Origin of the sequence: Vibrio halioticoli NBRC 102217 (assembly GCF_000496695.1) — a bacterium.
In the GTDB taxonomy this organism is placed as follows: domain Bacteria; phylum Pseudomonadota; class Gammaproteobacteria; order Enterobacterales; family Vibrionaceae; genus Vibrio; species Vibrio halioticoli.
Genome location: NZ_BAUJ01000084.1, coordinates 1 through 15,618, shown reverse-complemented (window position 1 = coordinate 15,618; position 15,618 = coordinate 1). Strand labels below are relative to the sequence as shown.

Below are 15,618 nucleotides of genomic sequence, written 5' to 3'. Positions count from 1 at the left end.
GGGGGAATCGCTGTAAAGCGAGCGGAATATTACTGATATGGTAAATATCTGTCAATACAAAATCATCAGAAATATTAAAAAAAGTATTTTAGTGGCTTTTACACAAATAGCCAGCCCAGAGCCAATAAGGCTTTCGACTACTTATCCACTGTTTTTGTGGATAAGTGTGTTAATTACTCATGGGTAACTTTTTTCTGTTAACAAGTCAGTAACGTTAACTTGCGCGTAGACAAAATAAGGAAATTCAATTAAGACAAGGTGTTGTACGAGAATTACGTGCTATAAAGGCACTAAAAAGAGGCATATTTCAAAAGCTTAGAAAATGAACACAAATGTAACGATTGCCGAATTTTGGGGAAAAGCTGTGAGTTAAATTGATGTTACGAAAGAGGGGGTTTTTCTGTAGGGTTGAAGAATATAGCAAATGTTAAAATCGAGTGCTAGCACTATTCGTGATAAAATTGATATAACTAACCATAAAGAACTGTCAGGTGAAGGTAACTCATTGTGGAAGAAGAAAAAAACACAAAAACGTTTGATTTAGTCTCAAGCTATCAACCTGCAGGAGATCAGCCCACAGCGATTAAGCAACTGTTAGAAGGGCTCGACAATGGCTTAGCGCATCAAACTTTACTGGGCGTAACCGGCTCAGGTAAAACCTTTTCATTGGCAAATGTGATTGCTAAAGCGCAGCGCCCTGCGATTATTTTGGCACCGAACAAAACCCTAGCCGCTCAGCTGTACGGTGAGATGAAGGCCTTTTTCCCTAACAATGCCGTGGAATACTTTGTCTCTTACTATGATTACTATCAGCCGGAAGCCTATGTTCCGACGACCGATACCTTTATAGAGAAAGATTCGTCGGTGAATGCGCACATCGAGCAAATGAGACTGTCAGCCACTAAAGCGCTCCTTGAAAGAAAGGACGCGATTATTGTGGCCTCGGTGTCGGCAATCTATGGTTTGGGCGACCCTGAATCCTATTTGAAAATGATGCTTCACGTCACTCGTGGTGATGTGGTGAATCAACGCGATATCTTGCGCCGTTTGGCCGAATTACAATATTCGCGTAATGATGTGGCGTTTGAGCGTGGTCAGTTTCGTGTTCGCGGAGAAGTGATTGATATTTATCCTGCCGAATCGGAACACGATGCAGTGCGCATTGAAATGTTCGATGATGAGATAGATTGTATTAGCGTGTTTGATCCTTTGACAGGCTCGGTGACTCAACGCGATTTGCCTCGCTATACCATTTATCCGAAAACGCACTATGTGACGCCGCGCGATCGCATGTTAGAAGCGATTGAGAAAATCAAAGCAGAGTTGGTGGATCGCAAACAATACCTACTAGAAAACAACAAGCTATTGGAAGAGCAGCGCATTAGCCAGCGTACACAGTTCGATATTGAAATGATGAACGAACTGGGTTTTTGTTCTGGAGTAGAAAACTATTCTAGGCATTTAAGCGGACGTGATGAGGGTGAGCCGCCACCGACTTTGTTTGATTATCTTCCGCACGATGGTTTGTTGGTGATTGATGAATCCCACGTCACCGTGCCGCAAATCGGCGCTATGTATAAAGGCGACCGTTCTCGTAAAGAGACCTTGGTAGAGTTTGGCTTTCGTTTACCATCGGCATTGGATAATAGACCGCTTAAATTTGATGAGTTTGAGGCACTAGCGCCGCAAACCATTTTTGTGTCGGCAACGCCGGGTGATTACGAAAAAGAAACCTCTGGTGGAGATATCGCTGAACAAGTGGTGCGTCCGACGGGTCTGCTTGATCCTGAGTTAGAAGTGCGCCCAGTAGCCACCCAAGTCGATGATCTCTTATCTGAAATACGCATTCGTAGCGTAAAAGATGAAAGGGTGTTGGTTACGACCTTAACCAAGCGCATGGCAGAAGATTTAACCGAGTATCTGACAGAGCATGATGTGAAGGTGCGCTATTTACACTCTGATGTGGATACGGTGGAACGTGTTGAGATCATTCGTGATTTACGTTTGGGCGAATTTGATGTGTTAGTAGGCATTAACTTACTTCGAGAAGGTCTGGATATGCCTGAGGTATCGTTAGTGGCTATCTTAGATGCAGATAAAGAAGGCTTTTTGCGTTCTGAGCGTTCCTTGATACAGAGTATAGGTCGCGCGGCGCGAAACTTAGAAGGGAAAGCCATCTTATACGCGGACCGCATTACTAAATCGATGGCGAAAGCGATGGGCGAAACTGAGCGTCGCCGTTTAAAGCAGCAACAATACAATGAAGAGCACGGCATAGTGCCGCAAGCGCTGAAGAAAAGTATCAAAGACATTATGGAGCTTGGTAACGCCACCAAATCCAGTAGCAATAGGAAGTCTAAGGCTGTACCTTTGTCGAAAGTGGCTGAAAATGATGAACAATATAAGAGTTTAACCCCGCAACAGCTTGAGAAACTGATCCTTAAACTGGAAAATGAGATGTATCAGCATGCACAAAATCTTGAGTTTGAAGAAGCTGCGGCTAAACGCGATCAGATGGAAGAGTATCGTCGTCAATTCATCGCCAATAGTTAATTTATTTTAATAGCGCCTTATCAGGTTTAGGTTCAATGCCAAAAAACAAAGCAGAAAATCAACAGCTAAAACTATTAATGGTTGAAGATACGTTATCGGTTGCCACTTTGTACCAAACGTATCTCGCGACACTTAATTTAGACATTTGTATTGTTTCCAGTGGTGAGGCGGCGCTTGCGCACCTTACCCAGCATTCGATTGATCTTATGCTGCTTGATTTACATCTGCCAGATATGACTGGTATGGATGTACTGAAAAAGGTGCGTACTCAAGCGCCAAAAGTGCCCGTGATATTTATGACCGCTTACGGCTCGATTGAAGTGGCGGTTGAGGCAATGCGCGCAGGAGCGCATGATTTTTTGATCAAACCGTGCGAAGCCGATCAGCTGCGCATCACGGTCTCCAAAGCCATTCACCAAACGCAAAATGCGCAGTACGATGTGCTGGGGGATGTGAGCCAATATCAAGGCTTTATTGGTTCCAGTTCTAGCATGCAGCAGGTGTACAAAACCATAGATTCAGCGGCATCCAGCAAAGCGAGTATTTTTATTACTGGCGAAAGTGGCACGGGTAAAGAGGTGTGTGCAGAGGCGATTCACTCCGTCAGCAACCGTAGCACGCAACCTTTTATTGCGCTTAACTGTGCCGCAATTCCCAAAGATTTGATTGAAAGCGAGTTATTTGGTCACGTTAAAGGGGCATTTACCGGAGCGGCGACGGATCGTAAAGGGGCGGCAGAGCTTGCCGATGGTGGCACCTTATTTTTAGATGAATTGTGCGAAATGGATTTAGAGTTGCAGACAAAATTACTGCGCTTTATTCAAACCAGTACTTATCAAAAAGTAGGCTCTTCAAAATTGAGCCGAGTGGATGTGCGCTTTGTGTGCGCGACCAACAAAGACCCTTGGGATGAGGTGCGTAAAGGTCGTTTTCGTGAAGACTTATACTATCGCTTGTATGTTATTCCCTTGCATCTTCCGCCTTTGAGAGAAAGGGGGGACGATATTGTTGAAATCGCTTATTCGTTGCTCGGTTTTACTTCTTTAGAAGAAAACAAAAATTTTGGTAAATTCCAAGAAGAGGTGTTGCGTCATTTTGTCAGCTATCCTTGGCCGGGAAACGTGCGTCAACTACAAAACGTCATTCGGAATATCGTGGTATTAAATGAAGGCGAAGAGGTGACCTTAGACATGTTACCGTCGCCACTGGATCGCTTCAAAGTGGCTTCTTTTTCAGAAGATGCCATTGATACCTTTTTAGATCCTGAACACAGTGATGACAGTCGAAAAATCATTCCTTTAGCGCAAGTTGAGCGTCGGGTGATTGAAAGAGCTATTCAACTATGTGGTGGCAGTATTCCTTCTGCGGCTGCGGAGTTGGATGTGAGTGCATCAACACTGTATCGAAAATTAGAAAAGTGGGAGAAAGGACGTGGATGAGTTTAATCTTCTACAAAACGACAAGATCGTCAGTTTGAGTGCCCAAGTCGGTGAGGAAATGATGCCCGCCTTACTCGACCTGTTTAAACAAGAGTTACAAGACTATATCGGGCAGATAGATGGCGTAGAAATTAATGAGCAAAGCCGAGAGCTGATAGCACGTACTTGTCATGCGATTAAAGGTAGCGCACCAAGTTTTGGCGCTATTTTAGTCACCGAAAAAGCCACCGAGATGGATGCATTTTATAAACAACAACGCTTAGCTGAATTTGATCAGCAGTGCGCAGAGCTAGTATCGATATTAAGACGTACTGTGTATAAATTAGAGCAGTTGCAAGCGCAACTGCATTAATTGTTTATCATAATAATGCGGTCATCATATTTATGTAGCTATGATAATTGCTCTAGAATAGCTAAGCTGAGTTTATCGCGGTCGTGACGCCATTCTCTGTTCATCGAGGCAAGATCGCGAGTGACAATGTTCCACTTGTCTTCTAAATCCGGATGAGGCTGACCGCCAAGTACCACATCAATTTTTCGACCTTGGCAGGCACGTTCAATCCATGCCAATTTTTGCGCCAATTCCATGCGTCCTGCAGGTCCGTATTCAGGGCTTAGGTTTTCTACTACGATCACTTTTGCTTGCTGATTACTGTTTATGGCACGGCCAATCTCTGGCAGTAACAGCGGAGGCATGATGCTAGTGAGAAAGCTTCCCGGACCTAAGATAATGGCATTGGCTTGCTTTAGTGCCTCAATGGCTTCACTGATGGCCGGCACTTCGGGGTCAAGATCCAATCGCAATAGATCTTCTTCCATTTCATCGACGCTGGTTTCACCTTTTACCCAATGACCTTTGGTTGATAAGGCGCGCAGATCCGATGGGTGTTCAGTCATAGGTAAAATATTCACCTCAACTTTTAGCATTTCACGAACTAAATTGATTGCTTGCAGAGGGCGAATAGAAAGGTTGTCCATTGCGGTTAAAATCAGATTCCCCAGATTGTGACCGTCTAACTCACCCAGTCCACGAAAACGATATTCAAATATCATCGAGCTAATTGAAGGTTCGGTGATCAGCTGATTAATGCAGTTACGAGTATCTCCCCAAGCAATTCCGCCTTGGCAATGTCGAATGCGCCCCGTAGAACCACCATTATCTGTGGTGGTGACAATGCCTGTAGCATTTTCACCAAAGTCTTTAAGTGCCGCTAACATGCGCCCTAAACCATGTCCGCCACCAACGGCGACGACTTTGTTTTCTGAGAATATATCCACGCTGGTAACTCATTATTCTTAGAGGATTTTTAGTAAATGTATCTGAAATTGAGAAATAGACCAAATAAATTGATTATGAAGTTGATTGAACCCGCTTTTTGGTAGATTCATCTTGGTAAACATTCAATCATTCCATTAGGCTTTACTCTCGCCTGCGAAAAATGGTTTATACTGTAGGTGAAAAACTCCGAGTCTTCTCCACTAAGTTTGTCGTTATTACCCTTAAAACGGGGCGTTTAATTTACATAATATGTGGTTTTGGCCGTGACATTTTGTCACCAGGGCTACTCTAGAAATGGCGTTGCCTCCCGTATTTAGGAAAGGTGTTTTGTGACGCAACAATTTGAAGATAGTTTCCAACGCAAGTTTTATTACTTGCGCCTTTCTGTTACCGATGTATGTAACTTTAAGTGTAATTACTGCTTACCGGACGGCTATCGTCCTGAAGCGAGTAAGCGCCCCCCATTTATCACTCTACCCGAGATACAGCGTGTAGTGAGAGCCTTCGCGCATTGTGGAACCACGAAAGTGCGCATTACTGGTGGCGAGCCAACACTGCGTCGAGATTTTACTGATATCGTGCACAGCGTAGCGCAAACTCCAGGTATCGAAAAAATAGCCACCACCACTAATGGCTATCGCATGCAAAAGCAAGTCTCTGATTGGCAGCAAGCGGGCTTAACTCATATCAATGTCAGCTTAGATAGCTTAGACCCTAAACAATTTTATCAGATCACCGGACAAAATCGTTTTCACGATGTGATGTCGGGGATCGACCGCGCTTTTGAAATAGGGTATGAGCAAATCAAAGTGAATGTGGTGCTGCTAAAAGATTTAAACAGCCAGCAATTGCCGCAGTTTTTGAATTGGATTAAAGATAGGCCAATACAGCTGCGTTTTATTGAGTTAATGAAAACCGGTGAAATGGATGAGCTGTTTGATAAACGCCATGTGTCAGGAGTGTCGATACGCAATCACTTGATTGCTAATGGCTGGCTGTTAAAGCTTAGAGAAGCCAACGATGGACCTGCTCAAGTATTTATCCATCCAGACTATGAAGGTGAGATAGGGTTAATCATGCCTTATGAAAAAGGCTTTTGCTCTACTTGTAATCGACTGCGCGTTTCGGCAATGGGTAAACTGCATTTGTGTCTTTTTGGAGAAGAAGGTTTAGAACTTCGCGACCTCATGCAAGAAGACCAGCAAGAAGAAGAGCTGATTGCTCGCATTTCAGAAGGTTTAAAAATAAAAGACGTCAGTCACCATCTCGACCAGAACAATCCAGGATCAACTCCTCATCTGGCATCAATTGGCGGTTAATTTATTTACCTCGTTTAATTTAAATTATTATAAATAGTACAAAGGAATTGAGACTTATGGGACACGCTCATGACGATTTTACGCCGGCTAGCATTGCGGTATTAACAGTATCTGACACTCGCACAGAAGAGACAGACACCAGTGGTGGCTATTTAGTGGATCAGGTTAAAGCAACCGGACACCGATTAGCGGATAAGAAAATTGTAATTGATGATGTTTATAAGATTCGTGCCATCGTCTCACAGTGGATTGCCGATGAGTCTGTAGACGCCATCTTGCTAACGGGCGGTACAGGTTTTACGGCACGTGATTTTACTCCAGAAGCACTGACACCATTGTTTGATAAACAAGTAGAAGGTTTTGGTGAATTGTTCCGCGCGGTTTCGTATGAAGAAATTGGCACTTCAACCATCCAATCGCGTGCTATTGGTGGTTTTGCTAATCGTACGGTTATTTTAGCGATGCCAGGCTCAACAGGTGCATGTCGCACAGCTTGGACTCGTATTATCAAGGATCAGTTAGATTCACGTCATAAGCCGTGTAACTTCATGCCACATATTGGGAAGTAACGTCGAATGAGTGAATTAACCCATATCAATCAAAATGGCGAAGCGAACATGGTGGATGTGTCGGCAAAAGCGGACACCGTCCGCGAAGCACGTGCAGAAGCTATTGTGACTATGTCTGAGCAAACATTATCACTGATATTAAGTGGTGATCACCACAAAGGTGATGTGTTTGCTACTGCGCGCATTGCGGGCATTCAAGCGGCCAAGAAAACGTGGGACTTAATTCCCCTTTGCCATCCCTTGTTGCTGTCTAAAGTGGAAGTGCAACTGACACCACTACTAGAAAGTAATCAAGTGAGAATCGAATCTGTCTGTAAGCTGGCCGGTAAAACAGGCGTAGAGATGGAAGCTCTGACGGCAGCCTCTGTGGCGGCGTTGACCATTTATGACATGTGCAAAGCGGTACAAAAAGATATCGTTATTTCCCAAGTCAGACTGCTAGAGAAAAGCGGTGGTAAATCAGGACACTTTGAGGCAAGCCTATGATTAAAGTGGTATTTTTTGCGCAAGTGCGTGAGTTGGTGGGGCAGGATGAGGTGCTTATTGATAAACAAAGCGCTTCGGTAAATGAGATTCGCCAACAATTAATCACTCGCGGTGATAAATGGGCATTAGCGCTTGAGTCAGGCAAGTTATTAGCCGCGGTTAACCATACCATGTCACCATTAGACACTTTAGTTAAAGCTGGCGATGAAGTGGCGTTCTTCCCTCCGGTAACAGGGGGGTAACATGGATAGAGTGCTGGTTCAAGAACAAGATTTCGACCTTGCTAAAGAATACGCTCTATTAGGCGAATCTTCGTCTATTGGCGCCGTGGTTACGTTTGTAGGAAAAGTACGAGATTTTAATCTTGGTGATAATGTTGTTGGCCTGCATTTACAACATTACCCGCAGATGACAGAAAAAGCATTGCACGAAATCTGCAATGAAGCTCGAGCGAGATGGCCTTTAGATAAGGTGACAGTGATACATAGAGTAGGGGATTTAGATATTGCCGACCAAATCGTGTTGGTTGGTGTTTCTAGTGCGCATCGAGATGCCGCATTCTCAGCTTGTGAATTTATTATGGATTACTTGAAAACCAAGGCACCTTTCTGGAAAAAAGAGCGTCTAACCAATGCATCTCGTTGGATAGAGTCTCGTGAATCCGATCAGGAATCAATGCAGCGTTGGTAGTTATATAAGTTCACGCTAATGTGATCCATATCACAGATTTTTTAAATATTATAAAGCCCCAATAAATTTGGGGCTTTTTTGATCTTGCGCATAAAACTTGATTAAATTTTACATTTTGTTTCTAAAATTTACCTTTTCTTTATGTAATGATATTTGTGGTTTGGTTCTTATTGTATGACTTATTAGTTAAATGAATGTTAGCTGTGGTGGTCTAAATGGTGATCTGTATCACGGTTTGATGAATATCCATGCAGTGTAAATAATGTTTTTTGGTTTTTGTTATTTAGATCACTGAATTTTACGCTTGAGATGGAATTAAGTTCTGAAATATTGACCTATGCAGGAGTTTAAGTACTGCAAGGTGACATTTTTATGGCAAAAACTTTCAAGGATTGGTAACTTTGTTTCCATTCTTTATGTCTTATAGCCTTTTATATAATTTTACGGACACAAAATAGATAACAACAATGGCTATAGGTCCGCATAAGGGATTCATGGATGCAACATTAAAAAACTGGAGTTTATTTGCATGTATAAAAACAAAATCACCCAAGGACTTCTTCTTGGAGCTAGCCTAGCCGTGGCAGCTACTTCTTTCTCCTCTATTGCAGCACAAGTACCAGAAGGTACTAAACTTGCTAAAGTTCAAGAATTGGTTCGAGGTAATGGTACAGAAGTCGCTTCAATCGACCCTCACAAAACTGAAGGTGTACCAGAGTCACACGTTATTCGTGATTTGCTAGAAGGTCTAGTAAACCAAGATGCAGACGGTAATACCGTTCCTGGCGTAGCAACAAGCTGGGAAACGACAGACAATAAAACATTTACATTCCACCTACGTAAAGAAGCGACATGGTCAAATGGCGACCCTGTAACAGCACAAGATTTTGTGTACAGCTGGCAGCGTGCGGTAGATCCGGCAACAGCATCGCCGTACTCATGGTATTTAGAAATGACTACTATGACTAACGCAGCTGACATCGTTGCTGGAAAGAAAGACAAATCAACTTTGGGTGTTAAGGCAATTGATGACCATACACTTGAAGTACACCTAGATACACCACTGCCATACTTCGTAATGATGACTGGCCATACAACGATGAAGCCGGTGAATAAAGCGGTTGTTGAAAAGTATGGTGATCAGTGGACTCGCCCTGCAAACTTTGTAGGTAACGGCGCATTTGTGGTAAACAAATGGGTAGTCAACGAGCGTCTAGAGCTGACTCGTAACGAGAAATACTGGGACAACGCACATACTGTTCTTAATAAGGTGACTTACTTGCCGATTGAGAACCAAGTATCAGAAATGAACCGTTTCTTGTCTGGCGAAATTCAGATCACCAACGAATTGCCAACAGAGCACTTCCGTCGTCTACAGAAAGAGCATCCTGAAGCGGTGAACGTGAAAGGTAACTTGTGTTCTTACTACTACGGATTTAACAACGCTAAAGCACCATTTGATGACGTTCGTGTTCGTAAAGCGCTTTCTTACGCTATCGACCGTGACGTAATTGCAAAAGCGATTCTTGGTCAAGGTCAAAAGCCAGCTTACTTCCTAACGCCTGAGATCACAGCGGGTTTCCACCCTGATCTACCGGCTTACGGCAAGATGACGCAAAAAGAGCGTATTGCAGCGGCGAAAGAGCTACTTGCAGAAGCAGGCTTTGATAAAGGTCACCCACTAGAGTTCACTTTGTTGTACAACACCTCTGAAAACCACAAGAAGATTGCAACTGCAATCCAATCTATGTGGAGAAAAGAACTGGGTGTAAACATCAAACTTGAAAACCAAGAGTGGAAAACGTATCTAGATACGCGCCGTGAAGGTAACTTCGATGTGACTCGTGCCGGTTGGTGTGGTGACTACAACGAAGCGTCTAGCTTCTTGTCACTCATGCAATCTAACAACAGCTCAAATGATCCTAAGTACCACAGCGATACTTACGATGCATTAATGGCGAAAGCTATGCTAGCTACTAGCGATGCACAGCGTGAAGATATCTACAACCAAGCGGAGCAACAATTGGCAACCGATATGCCAATCGCACCGATTTATCAGTACGTTACTTCTCGTCTTGTCTCTCCTACAGTAGGCGGTTACCCAGCCAATAATGCTGAAGACAAGATGTTCTCTAAAGATATGTACATCATCGCTAAGTAATCACTTACTTTTAAAAACAATAATATGACCGACCTGCATGTGCGCAAGCGCATGCAGAGTCTTTTTACTTTTTTTTATTTTTGTCACAGACTGGAAGAATCATGTTTAAATTTATTGCTAAACGGATATTCGAAGCAATCCCAACATTACTGGTTCTCATTACGATATCCTTTTTCTTGATGCGCTTCGCGCCAGGTAACCCTTTCTCAAGTGAACGACCATTACCCCCTGAGGTTATGGCAAACATTAACGCTAAGTACGGCCTAGATAAGCCTGTGCTACAGCAGTACACCACTTACCTGACTAACATCCTACAGGGTGATTTTGGACCATCATTTAAATATAAAGATTACACAGTAAATGAGTTGGTAGCTGACGCTTTACCTGTTTCTGCTAAGATTGGCTTCTTCGCATTTATTTTCACCGTTATCATGGGGGTCACGGTCGGCACCATAGCCGCACTGCGGCAAAATACGTGGCTCGACTACTCGATAATGGCGACCGCCATGCTCGGGGTAGTGATGCCCTCATTTGTACTCGCGCCGGTATTGATTTATCTATTCTCAATTAACCTTGGTTGGTTCCCAGCCGGTGGCTGGCACAGTGGAGGCTGGGAGTACATTGTATTGCCAGTGATTGGCATGTCACTGTTATACGTTGCCACTTTTGCACGTATTACCCGTGGCTCAATGATTGAAACTCTAAACAGTAACTTTATCCGCACCGCTCGCGCGAAAGGATTGAGCTACCGTTACATCGTCTTTAAACATGCACTAAAACCTGCACTGCTTCCGGTTGTTTCTTACATGGGGCCTGCGTTTGTCGGCATCATTACCGGTTCAGTTGTTATTGAAACCATCTTTGGTTTACCGGGCATTGGTAAACTGTTCGTTAACGCTGCCTTTAACCGAGATTACTCATTGGTTATGGGGATCACCATCTTAATCGGGTTCTTGTTTATCCTGTTTAACGCTGTGGTGGATATTCTTCTGGCCGCTATCGATCCTAAGATTCGCTTCTAAGAAAGGAATTATGCATGTTATCTAAAAAAGAAAATCTAGAAGCGATTGAGAAGTTCTCAGAGAACCTTGAAATTGAAGGTCGCTCGTTATGGCAAGACGCCCGCATTCGTTTTATGCGTAATAAAGCGGCGATGGTGAGTTTGTTCATTCTAACCTTAATCACCTTGGCAGTTATCTTCCTGCCTTTGGTGTCGCAGTATGCGTATGATGATACTGACTGGTATGCCATGCATGCCGCACCTTCTATGGAGCATTGGTTTGGTACTGATAGCCTGGGGCGCGATTTGTTTGTACGTACCTTAGTCGGTGGCCGAATCTCATTAATGGTGGGCGTACTGGGCGCACTGGTTGCAGTATTGATTGGTACTTTGTACGGCGCAGCGTCGGGCTTCATTGGCGGACGTACTGACCGTATTATGATGCGCATTCTGGAAATCCTATACGCGGTTCCTTTCATGTTCTTGGTTATCGTATTGGTGACCTTCTTTGGCCGAAATATCGTGTTGATATTCGTGGCTATCGGCGCGATTGCTTGGCTTGATATGGCACGTATTGTGCGTGGTCAAACCTTGAGCTTGCGCAGTAAAGAATTCATCGAAGCGGCGCACGTTTGTGGCGTAAGTAAGTGGCGCATTATTACTCGTCACATTGTGCCAAACGTACTGGGTATTGTAGCGGTTTACTCGACCCTGCTTGTACCAAGTATGATTTTGACTGAATCATTCCTATCTTTCCTTGGTCTAGGCGTTCAAGAGCCAATGACAAGTTGGGGGGCATTGCTACAAGAAGGTGCTCAAACGATGGAAGTGGCTATTTGGCAGCTGACATTCCCGGCCTTGTTTATGGTCGTAACCCTATTTTGTTTCAACTACGTGGGCGATGGCTTACGTGATGCACTTGATCCAAAAGACAGATAAGAACAATAAGGAATTCAGTGATGAGCAATTTATTAGATGTAAAAGACCTGCGAGTAGAGTTTTCTACTCAAGACGGCACAGTAACCGCGGTAAACGATTTAAACTTCTCGCTTAAAGCGGGCGAGACTTTGGGTATCGTGGGTGAGTCAGGCTCTGGTAAATCACAAACCGTGTTTGCGATTATGGGTCTGCTGGCAAAAAACGGCATTATCAAAGGCAGTGCGAAGTTTGAAGGTAAGGAAATCCTAAACCTTCCAGAAAAAGAGCTAAATAAGGTTCGCGCAGAACAAATCGCTATGATCTTCCAAGATCCAATGACCTCACTTAACCCTTACATGAAGGTGAGTGATCAATTGATGGAAGTGTTGATGCTGCATAAAAACATGGGTAAGTCAGAAGCGTTTGAAGAATCTGTACGCATGTTAGAAGCGGTAAAAATCCCTGAGGCGCGTAAGCGTATTACCATGTATCCGCATGAGTTCTCAGGTGGCATGCGTCAGCGTGTGATGATTGCGATGGCACTGCTATGTCGTCCAAAACTTTTGATTGCTGATGAGCCAACAACGGCACTAGATGTTACCGTTCAGGCGCAGATCATGGATTTGCTGAACGAGTTAAAATCAGAGTTCAATACCTCAATTATCATGATCACGCACGATCTGGGTGTGGTAGCCGGTTCTTGTGACAAAGTATTGGTGATGTACGCAGGCCGAACTATGGAATATGGCACAGTAGATGAAATCTTCTACTCGCCAAGCCACCCATACGCAGAAGGTCTATTAAGAGCGATTCCTCGTTTGGATTCGGAAGGTGAAATTTTGCCAACGATCCCGGGTAACCCGCCAAACTTACTGCGTTTGCCACCAGGTTGTCCTTATCAAGAACGCTGTCACCGCGTAACTGATCGCTGTAAGAGCGAGTCACCGATCCTCACGCCATTTGGTGAGGGGCGTCAACGCGCATGTTTTTCTGATCACGAGGCTTGGACACGATGAGCACATCACCAATGAATGATAAAAATTTACTACTGGATGTGAAATCACTAAAGGTTCATTTTCAGATTGCGTCAAAATCGGCTTGGCCTTGGAGCAAACCGACACCACTTAAAGCGGTTGATGGCGTTAATGTTCGCCTTTACGAAGGGGAAACTCTGGGTGTGGTCGGTGAGTCTGGTTGTGGTAAGTCTACTTTTGCTCGCGCAATTGTCGGCTTAGTGGAAGCGACCGAAGGTGAGATTGTTTGGCTTGGTCAAGACTTGGCTAAGATGAAAGAAGTGCAGCGCCGTGAAACGCGCAAAGACATTCAAATGATCTTCCAAGACCCGCTAGCATCACTTAACCCGCGTATGACCGTAGGGGATATCATTGCTGAGCCATTGCAAACCTTTTATCCAAAGCTAAGCAAGGATGAAGTGAAGCAAGAAGTGAAAAAGATGATGGATAGAGTGGGCCTGCTGCCTAACGTTATCAACCGTTATCCGCACGAGTTCTCTGGTGGTCAGTGTCAACGTATCGGTATTGCCCGTGCATTGATTTTAAAGCCTAAGATGATCATCTGTGATGAACCGGTATCGGCACTAGACGTATCGATTCAGGCGCAGGTAGTTAACCTTCTTAAAGAGCTACAAAAAGAATTTGGTTTAAGCCTAGTGTTTATTGCTCACGATTTGTCAGTGGTTAAACACATTTCAGATCGCGTGTTGGTGATGTATTTAGGCAATGCAGTAGAGCTTGGCGAGTCAGACAAACTGTTTGCTCATCCTAAACACCCATACACTCGCGCTTTAATGTCAGCTGTACCCATTCCTGATCCTAAGCTTGAGCGCGCGAAGAAGATTGAGATGCTAGAAGGGGATTTACCTTCACCAATGAATCCACCTTCTGGTTGTGTGTTTAGAACTCGCTGTCCGGTGGCAACCGAAGCGTGTGCGAAAGACAAGCCAGTCCTTGAAGGGGATGATATGCACGCGGTATCTTGCTTCCACTCCTATTAATCTTTTTCGGCTGTGACAAGCCAGAGCGTGTTGTGTATGCAGCACGCTCTTTTTTGTTTATGCAAATGCAATGCTAATTCCGCTCTCTTATACCAATCGTTACTATAAGTCGTTATTCTATAATCAAAAATTACAATTACTGCTTATACTGAATAAAGGTCAATTTAGGGAGTAAGTAATGGGTAAGTTAGTCGAAGGAAAATGGCAGGACATCTGGTACGACACTAAAGCAAGCCGTGGGAAATTTGTGCGCGAAGATGCGGGGTTTCGTGATTGGATACAAAATGCTGAGGATGCGCCGTTTAAGCCAGAATCAGGTCGATACCATTTATACGTCTCGTTAGCTTGTCCTTGGGCGCACAGAACATTGATCTTTCGAGCCATAAAAGGGTTAGAAGAGCACATTTCCGCCAGTATCGTCAGCCCAGATATGCTCAGTGAGGGCTGGGAGTTTGATGTGCCTGATCCTCTGTATGGCTTTGATAAACTTCATCAAATCTACACTAAAGCTAAATCTGATTATACCGGACGTGTCACCGTACCTGTATTGTGGGATAAACAGCAACACACCATCGTTAGCAACGAATCCTCTGAAATCATCCGTATGTTTAACAGCGAATTTAATGCGCTGACAGGCAACACGCTGGATTTTTATCCTCAAGCATTACGCCAGCAGATAGATGAGTGGAATGAGTATATCTATCCGCATATCAACAATGGCGTTTATCGCTGCGGCTTTGCCACCACGCAACAAGCGTATGTCGAAGCTTATGACGCATTATTTGCCGCATTAGATAAAATTGACGAGCATCTCGCTACGCATCGTTATTTAACCGGTAGTCAACTCACTGAAGCCGATTGGCGTTTGTTTACCACATTGGTGCGCTTTGATGCGGTGTATGTGGGGCACTTTAAGTGCAATAAAAAACGCATTAGCGATTACCGCCGCTTGCAAGGTTATTTAAAAGAGTTGTATCAAGTGAGTGGGGTGGCAAAAACCACCAATATTGCCGAGATCAAACGTCACTATTACTTCAGCCATACCGGGATAAACCCAACTCAAGTGATACCGCAAGGGCCAGACTTAGATTTTGAATCAGAGCATAATCGAGATTTGGTTTAGTCGATTTTTGATATTATTTATAGAAGCACATACAAAAACACCCGCTCAGTGAGCGGGTGTTTTCATT

General features: G+C 44.0%; 15 protein-coding genes and 1 riboswitch. Of the genes, 14 read left to right on the top strand and 1 reads right to left on the bottom strand.

Annotated features, from left to right (window positions below; all coding sequences use genetic code 11):
* Positions 1–507 precede the first annotated feature (507 nt).
* From uvrB to VHA01S_RS17170, 3 genes are read left to right on the top strand one after another with little or no spacing between them, the layout of a single operon-like run.
* Entirely contained in the window at positions 508–2,553 is a 2,046-nt protein-coding gene (gene uvrB / locus VHA01S_RS17180) for an excinuclease ABC subunit UvrB (RefSeq protein WP_023405613.1), read from the top strand.
* A gap of 35 nt (positions 2,554–2,588) precedes the next feature.
* Positions 2,589–3,992 carry a quorum-sensing sigma-54 dependent transcriptional regulator LuxO gene (gene luxO, locus VHA01S_RS17175; protein WP_023405612.1) on the top strand — a complete coding sequence of 468 codons (1,404 nt, stop codon included), beginning with the start codon at positions 2,589–2,591 and terminating at the stop codon, positions 3,990–3,992.
* Positions 3,985–4,344: an Hpt domain-containing protein gene (locus VHA01S_RS17170; protein WP_023405611.1), complete on the top strand. Its 360-nt coding sequence runs from the start codon at positions 3,985–3,987 to the stop codon at positions 4,342–4,344. Before luxO ends, VHA01S_RS17170 begins: the two co-directional genes overlap by 8 nt.
* Positions 4,345–4,382: 38 nt before the next feature.
* On the opposite strand, the gene yvcK is transcribed toward VHA01S_RS17170, so the two are convergent.
* Positions 4,383–5,270, bottom strand: a complete 888-nt coding sequence (gene yvcK, locus VHA01S_RS17165) for a uridine diphosphate-N-acetylglucosamine-binding protein YvcK (RefSeq protein WP_023405610.1) — start codon at positions 5,268–5,270, stop codon at positions 4,383–4,385.
* A gap of 173 nt (positions 5,271–5,443) precedes the next feature.
* Positions 5,444–5,612, top strand: a riboswitch (molybdenum cofactor riboswitch).
* Between yvcK and moaA the strand changes: the two genes are divergently transcribed.
* From moaA to VHA01S_RS17110, 11 genes are all read left to right on the top strand, one after another.
* On the top strand, positions 5,601–6,590 hold the full coding sequence (gene moaA / locus VHA01S_RS17160; protein WP_023405609.1) for a GTP 3',8-cyclase MoaA: 990 nt from the start codon (positions 5,601–5,603) through the stop codon (positions 6,588–6,590). (Overlaps the previous riboswitch by 12 nt.)
* Before the next feature lie 56 nt (positions 6,591–6,646).
* On the top strand, positions 6,647–7,159 hold the full coding sequence (moaB, locus tag VHA01S_RS17155; RefSeq protein ID WP_023405608.1) for a molybdenum cofactor biosynthesis protein B: 513 nt from the start codon (positions 6,647–6,649) through the stop codon (positions 7,157–7,159).
* 6 nt (positions 7,160–7,165) lie between these two features.
* Positions 7,166–7,645, top strand: a complete 480-nt coding sequence (gene moaC / locus VHA01S_RS17150) for a cyclic pyranopterin monophosphate synthase MoaC (RefSeq protein ID WP_023405607.1) — start codon at positions 7,166–7,168, stop codon at positions 7,643–7,645.
* Complete coding sequence (gene moaD / locus VHA01S_RS17145) at positions 7,642–7,887, top strand: molybdopterin synthase sulfur carrier subunit (RefSeq protein WP_023405606.1); 246 nt, start codon at positions 7,642–7,644, stop codon at positions 7,885–7,887. Before moaC ends, moaD begins: the two co-directional genes overlap by 4 nt.
* 1 nt (position 7,888) lies before the next feature.
* Entirely contained in the window at positions 7,889–8,335 is a 447-nt protein-coding gene (moaE, locus tag VHA01S_RS17140) for a molybdopterin synthase catalytic subunit MoaE (protein WP_023405605.1), read from the top strand.
* Positions 8,336–8,864: 529 nt separating this feature from the next.
* Complete coding sequence (locus VHA01S_RS17135; RefSeq protein WP_023405604.1) at positions 8,865–10,496, top strand: ABC transporter substrate-binding protein; 1,632 nt, start codon at positions 8,865–8,867, stop codon at positions 10,494–10,496.
* A 101-nt stretch (positions 10,497–10,597) separates the two neighbouring features.
* A complete protein-coding gene (oppB, locus tag VHA01S_RS17130; protein ID WP_023405603.1) occupies positions 10,598–11,518 on the top strand; it encodes an oligopeptide ABC transporter permease OppB in 921 nt (306 codons plus the stop codon).
* 14 nt (positions 11,519–11,532) lie between these two features.
* Positions 11,533–12,435 (top strand): oligopeptide ABC transporter permease OppC, encoded by a 903-nt coding sequence (oppC, locus tag VHA01S_RS17125; RefSeq protein WP_023405602.1) that lies wholly within the window; start codon positions 11,533–11,535, stop codon positions 12,433–12,435.
* A 20-nt stretch (positions 12,436–12,455) separates the two neighbouring features.
* Positions 12,456–13,430 (top strand): ABC transporter ATP-binding protein, encoded by a 975-nt coding sequence (locus VHA01S_RS17120; protein WP_023405601.1) that lies wholly within the window; start codon positions 12,456–12,458, stop codon positions 13,428–13,430.
* A gap of 11 nt (positions 13,431–13,441) precedes the next feature.
* Positions 13,442–14,428 (top strand): murein tripeptide/oligopeptide ABC transporter ATP binding protein OppF, encoded by a 987-nt coding sequence (gene oppF / locus VHA01S_RS17115; protein ID WP_023405600.1) that lies wholly within the window; start codon positions 13,442–13,444, stop codon positions 14,426–14,428.
* Positions 14,429–14,606: 178 nt separating this feature from the next.
* The gene (locus tag VHA01S_RS17110; protein ID WP_023405599.1) at positions 14,607–15,551 is read left to right on the top strand and encodes a glutathione S-transferase family protein; all 945 of its coding nucleotides are present in this window, start codon (positions 14,607–14,609) and stop codon (positions 15,549–15,551) included.
* The last annotated feature ends 67 nt before the right edge of the window (positions 15,552–15,618 follow it).

What these genes read in the sequence shown, in the direction of transcription:
- luxO (WP_023405612.1), top strand. Translation starts at nt 2,589, where the DNA reads ATGCCAAAAAACAAAGCAGAAAATCAACAGCTAAAACTATTAATGGTT.
- moaB (WP_023405608.1), top strand. Translation starts at nt 6,647, where the DNA reads ATGGGACACGCTCATGACGATTTTACGCCGGCTAGCATTGCGGTATTA.
- moaC (WP_023405607.1), top strand. Translation starts at nt 7,166, where the DNA reads ATGAGTGAATTAACCCATATCAATCAAAATGGCGAAGCGAACATGGTG.
- moaD (WP_023405606.1), top strand. Translation starts at nt 7,642, where the DNA reads ATGATTAAAGTGGTATTTTTTGCGCAAGTGCGTGAGTTGGTGGGGCAG.
- moaE (WP_023405605.1), top strand. Translation starts at nt 7,889, where the DNA reads ATGGATAGAGTGCTGGTTCAAGAACAAGATTTCGACCTTGCTAAAGAA.
- VHA01S_RS17135 (WP_023405604.1), top strand. Translation starts at nt 8,865, where the DNA reads ATGTATAAAAACAAAATCACCCAAGGACTTCTTCTTGGAGCTAGCCTA.
- oppB (WP_023405603.1), top strand. Translation starts at nt 10,598, where the DNA reads ATGTTTAAATTTATTGCTAAACGGATATTCGAAGCAATCCCAACATTA.
- oppC (WP_023405602.1), top strand. Translation starts at nt 11,533, where the DNA reads ATGTTATCTAAAAAAGAAAATCTAGAAGCGATTGAGAAGTTCTCAGAG.
- VHA01S_RS17120 (WP_023405601.1), top strand. Translation starts at nt 12,456, where the DNA reads ATGAGCAATTTATTAGATGTAAAAGACCTGCGAGTAGAGTTTTCTACT.
- oppF (WP_023405600.1), top strand. Translation starts at nt 13,442, where the DNA reads ATGAATGATAAAAATTTACTACTGGATGTGAAATCACTAAAGGTTCAT.
- VHA01S_RS17110 (WP_023405599.1), top strand. Translation starts at nt 14,607, where the DNA reads ATGGGTAAGTTAGTCGAAGGAAAATGGCAGGACATCTGGTACGACACT.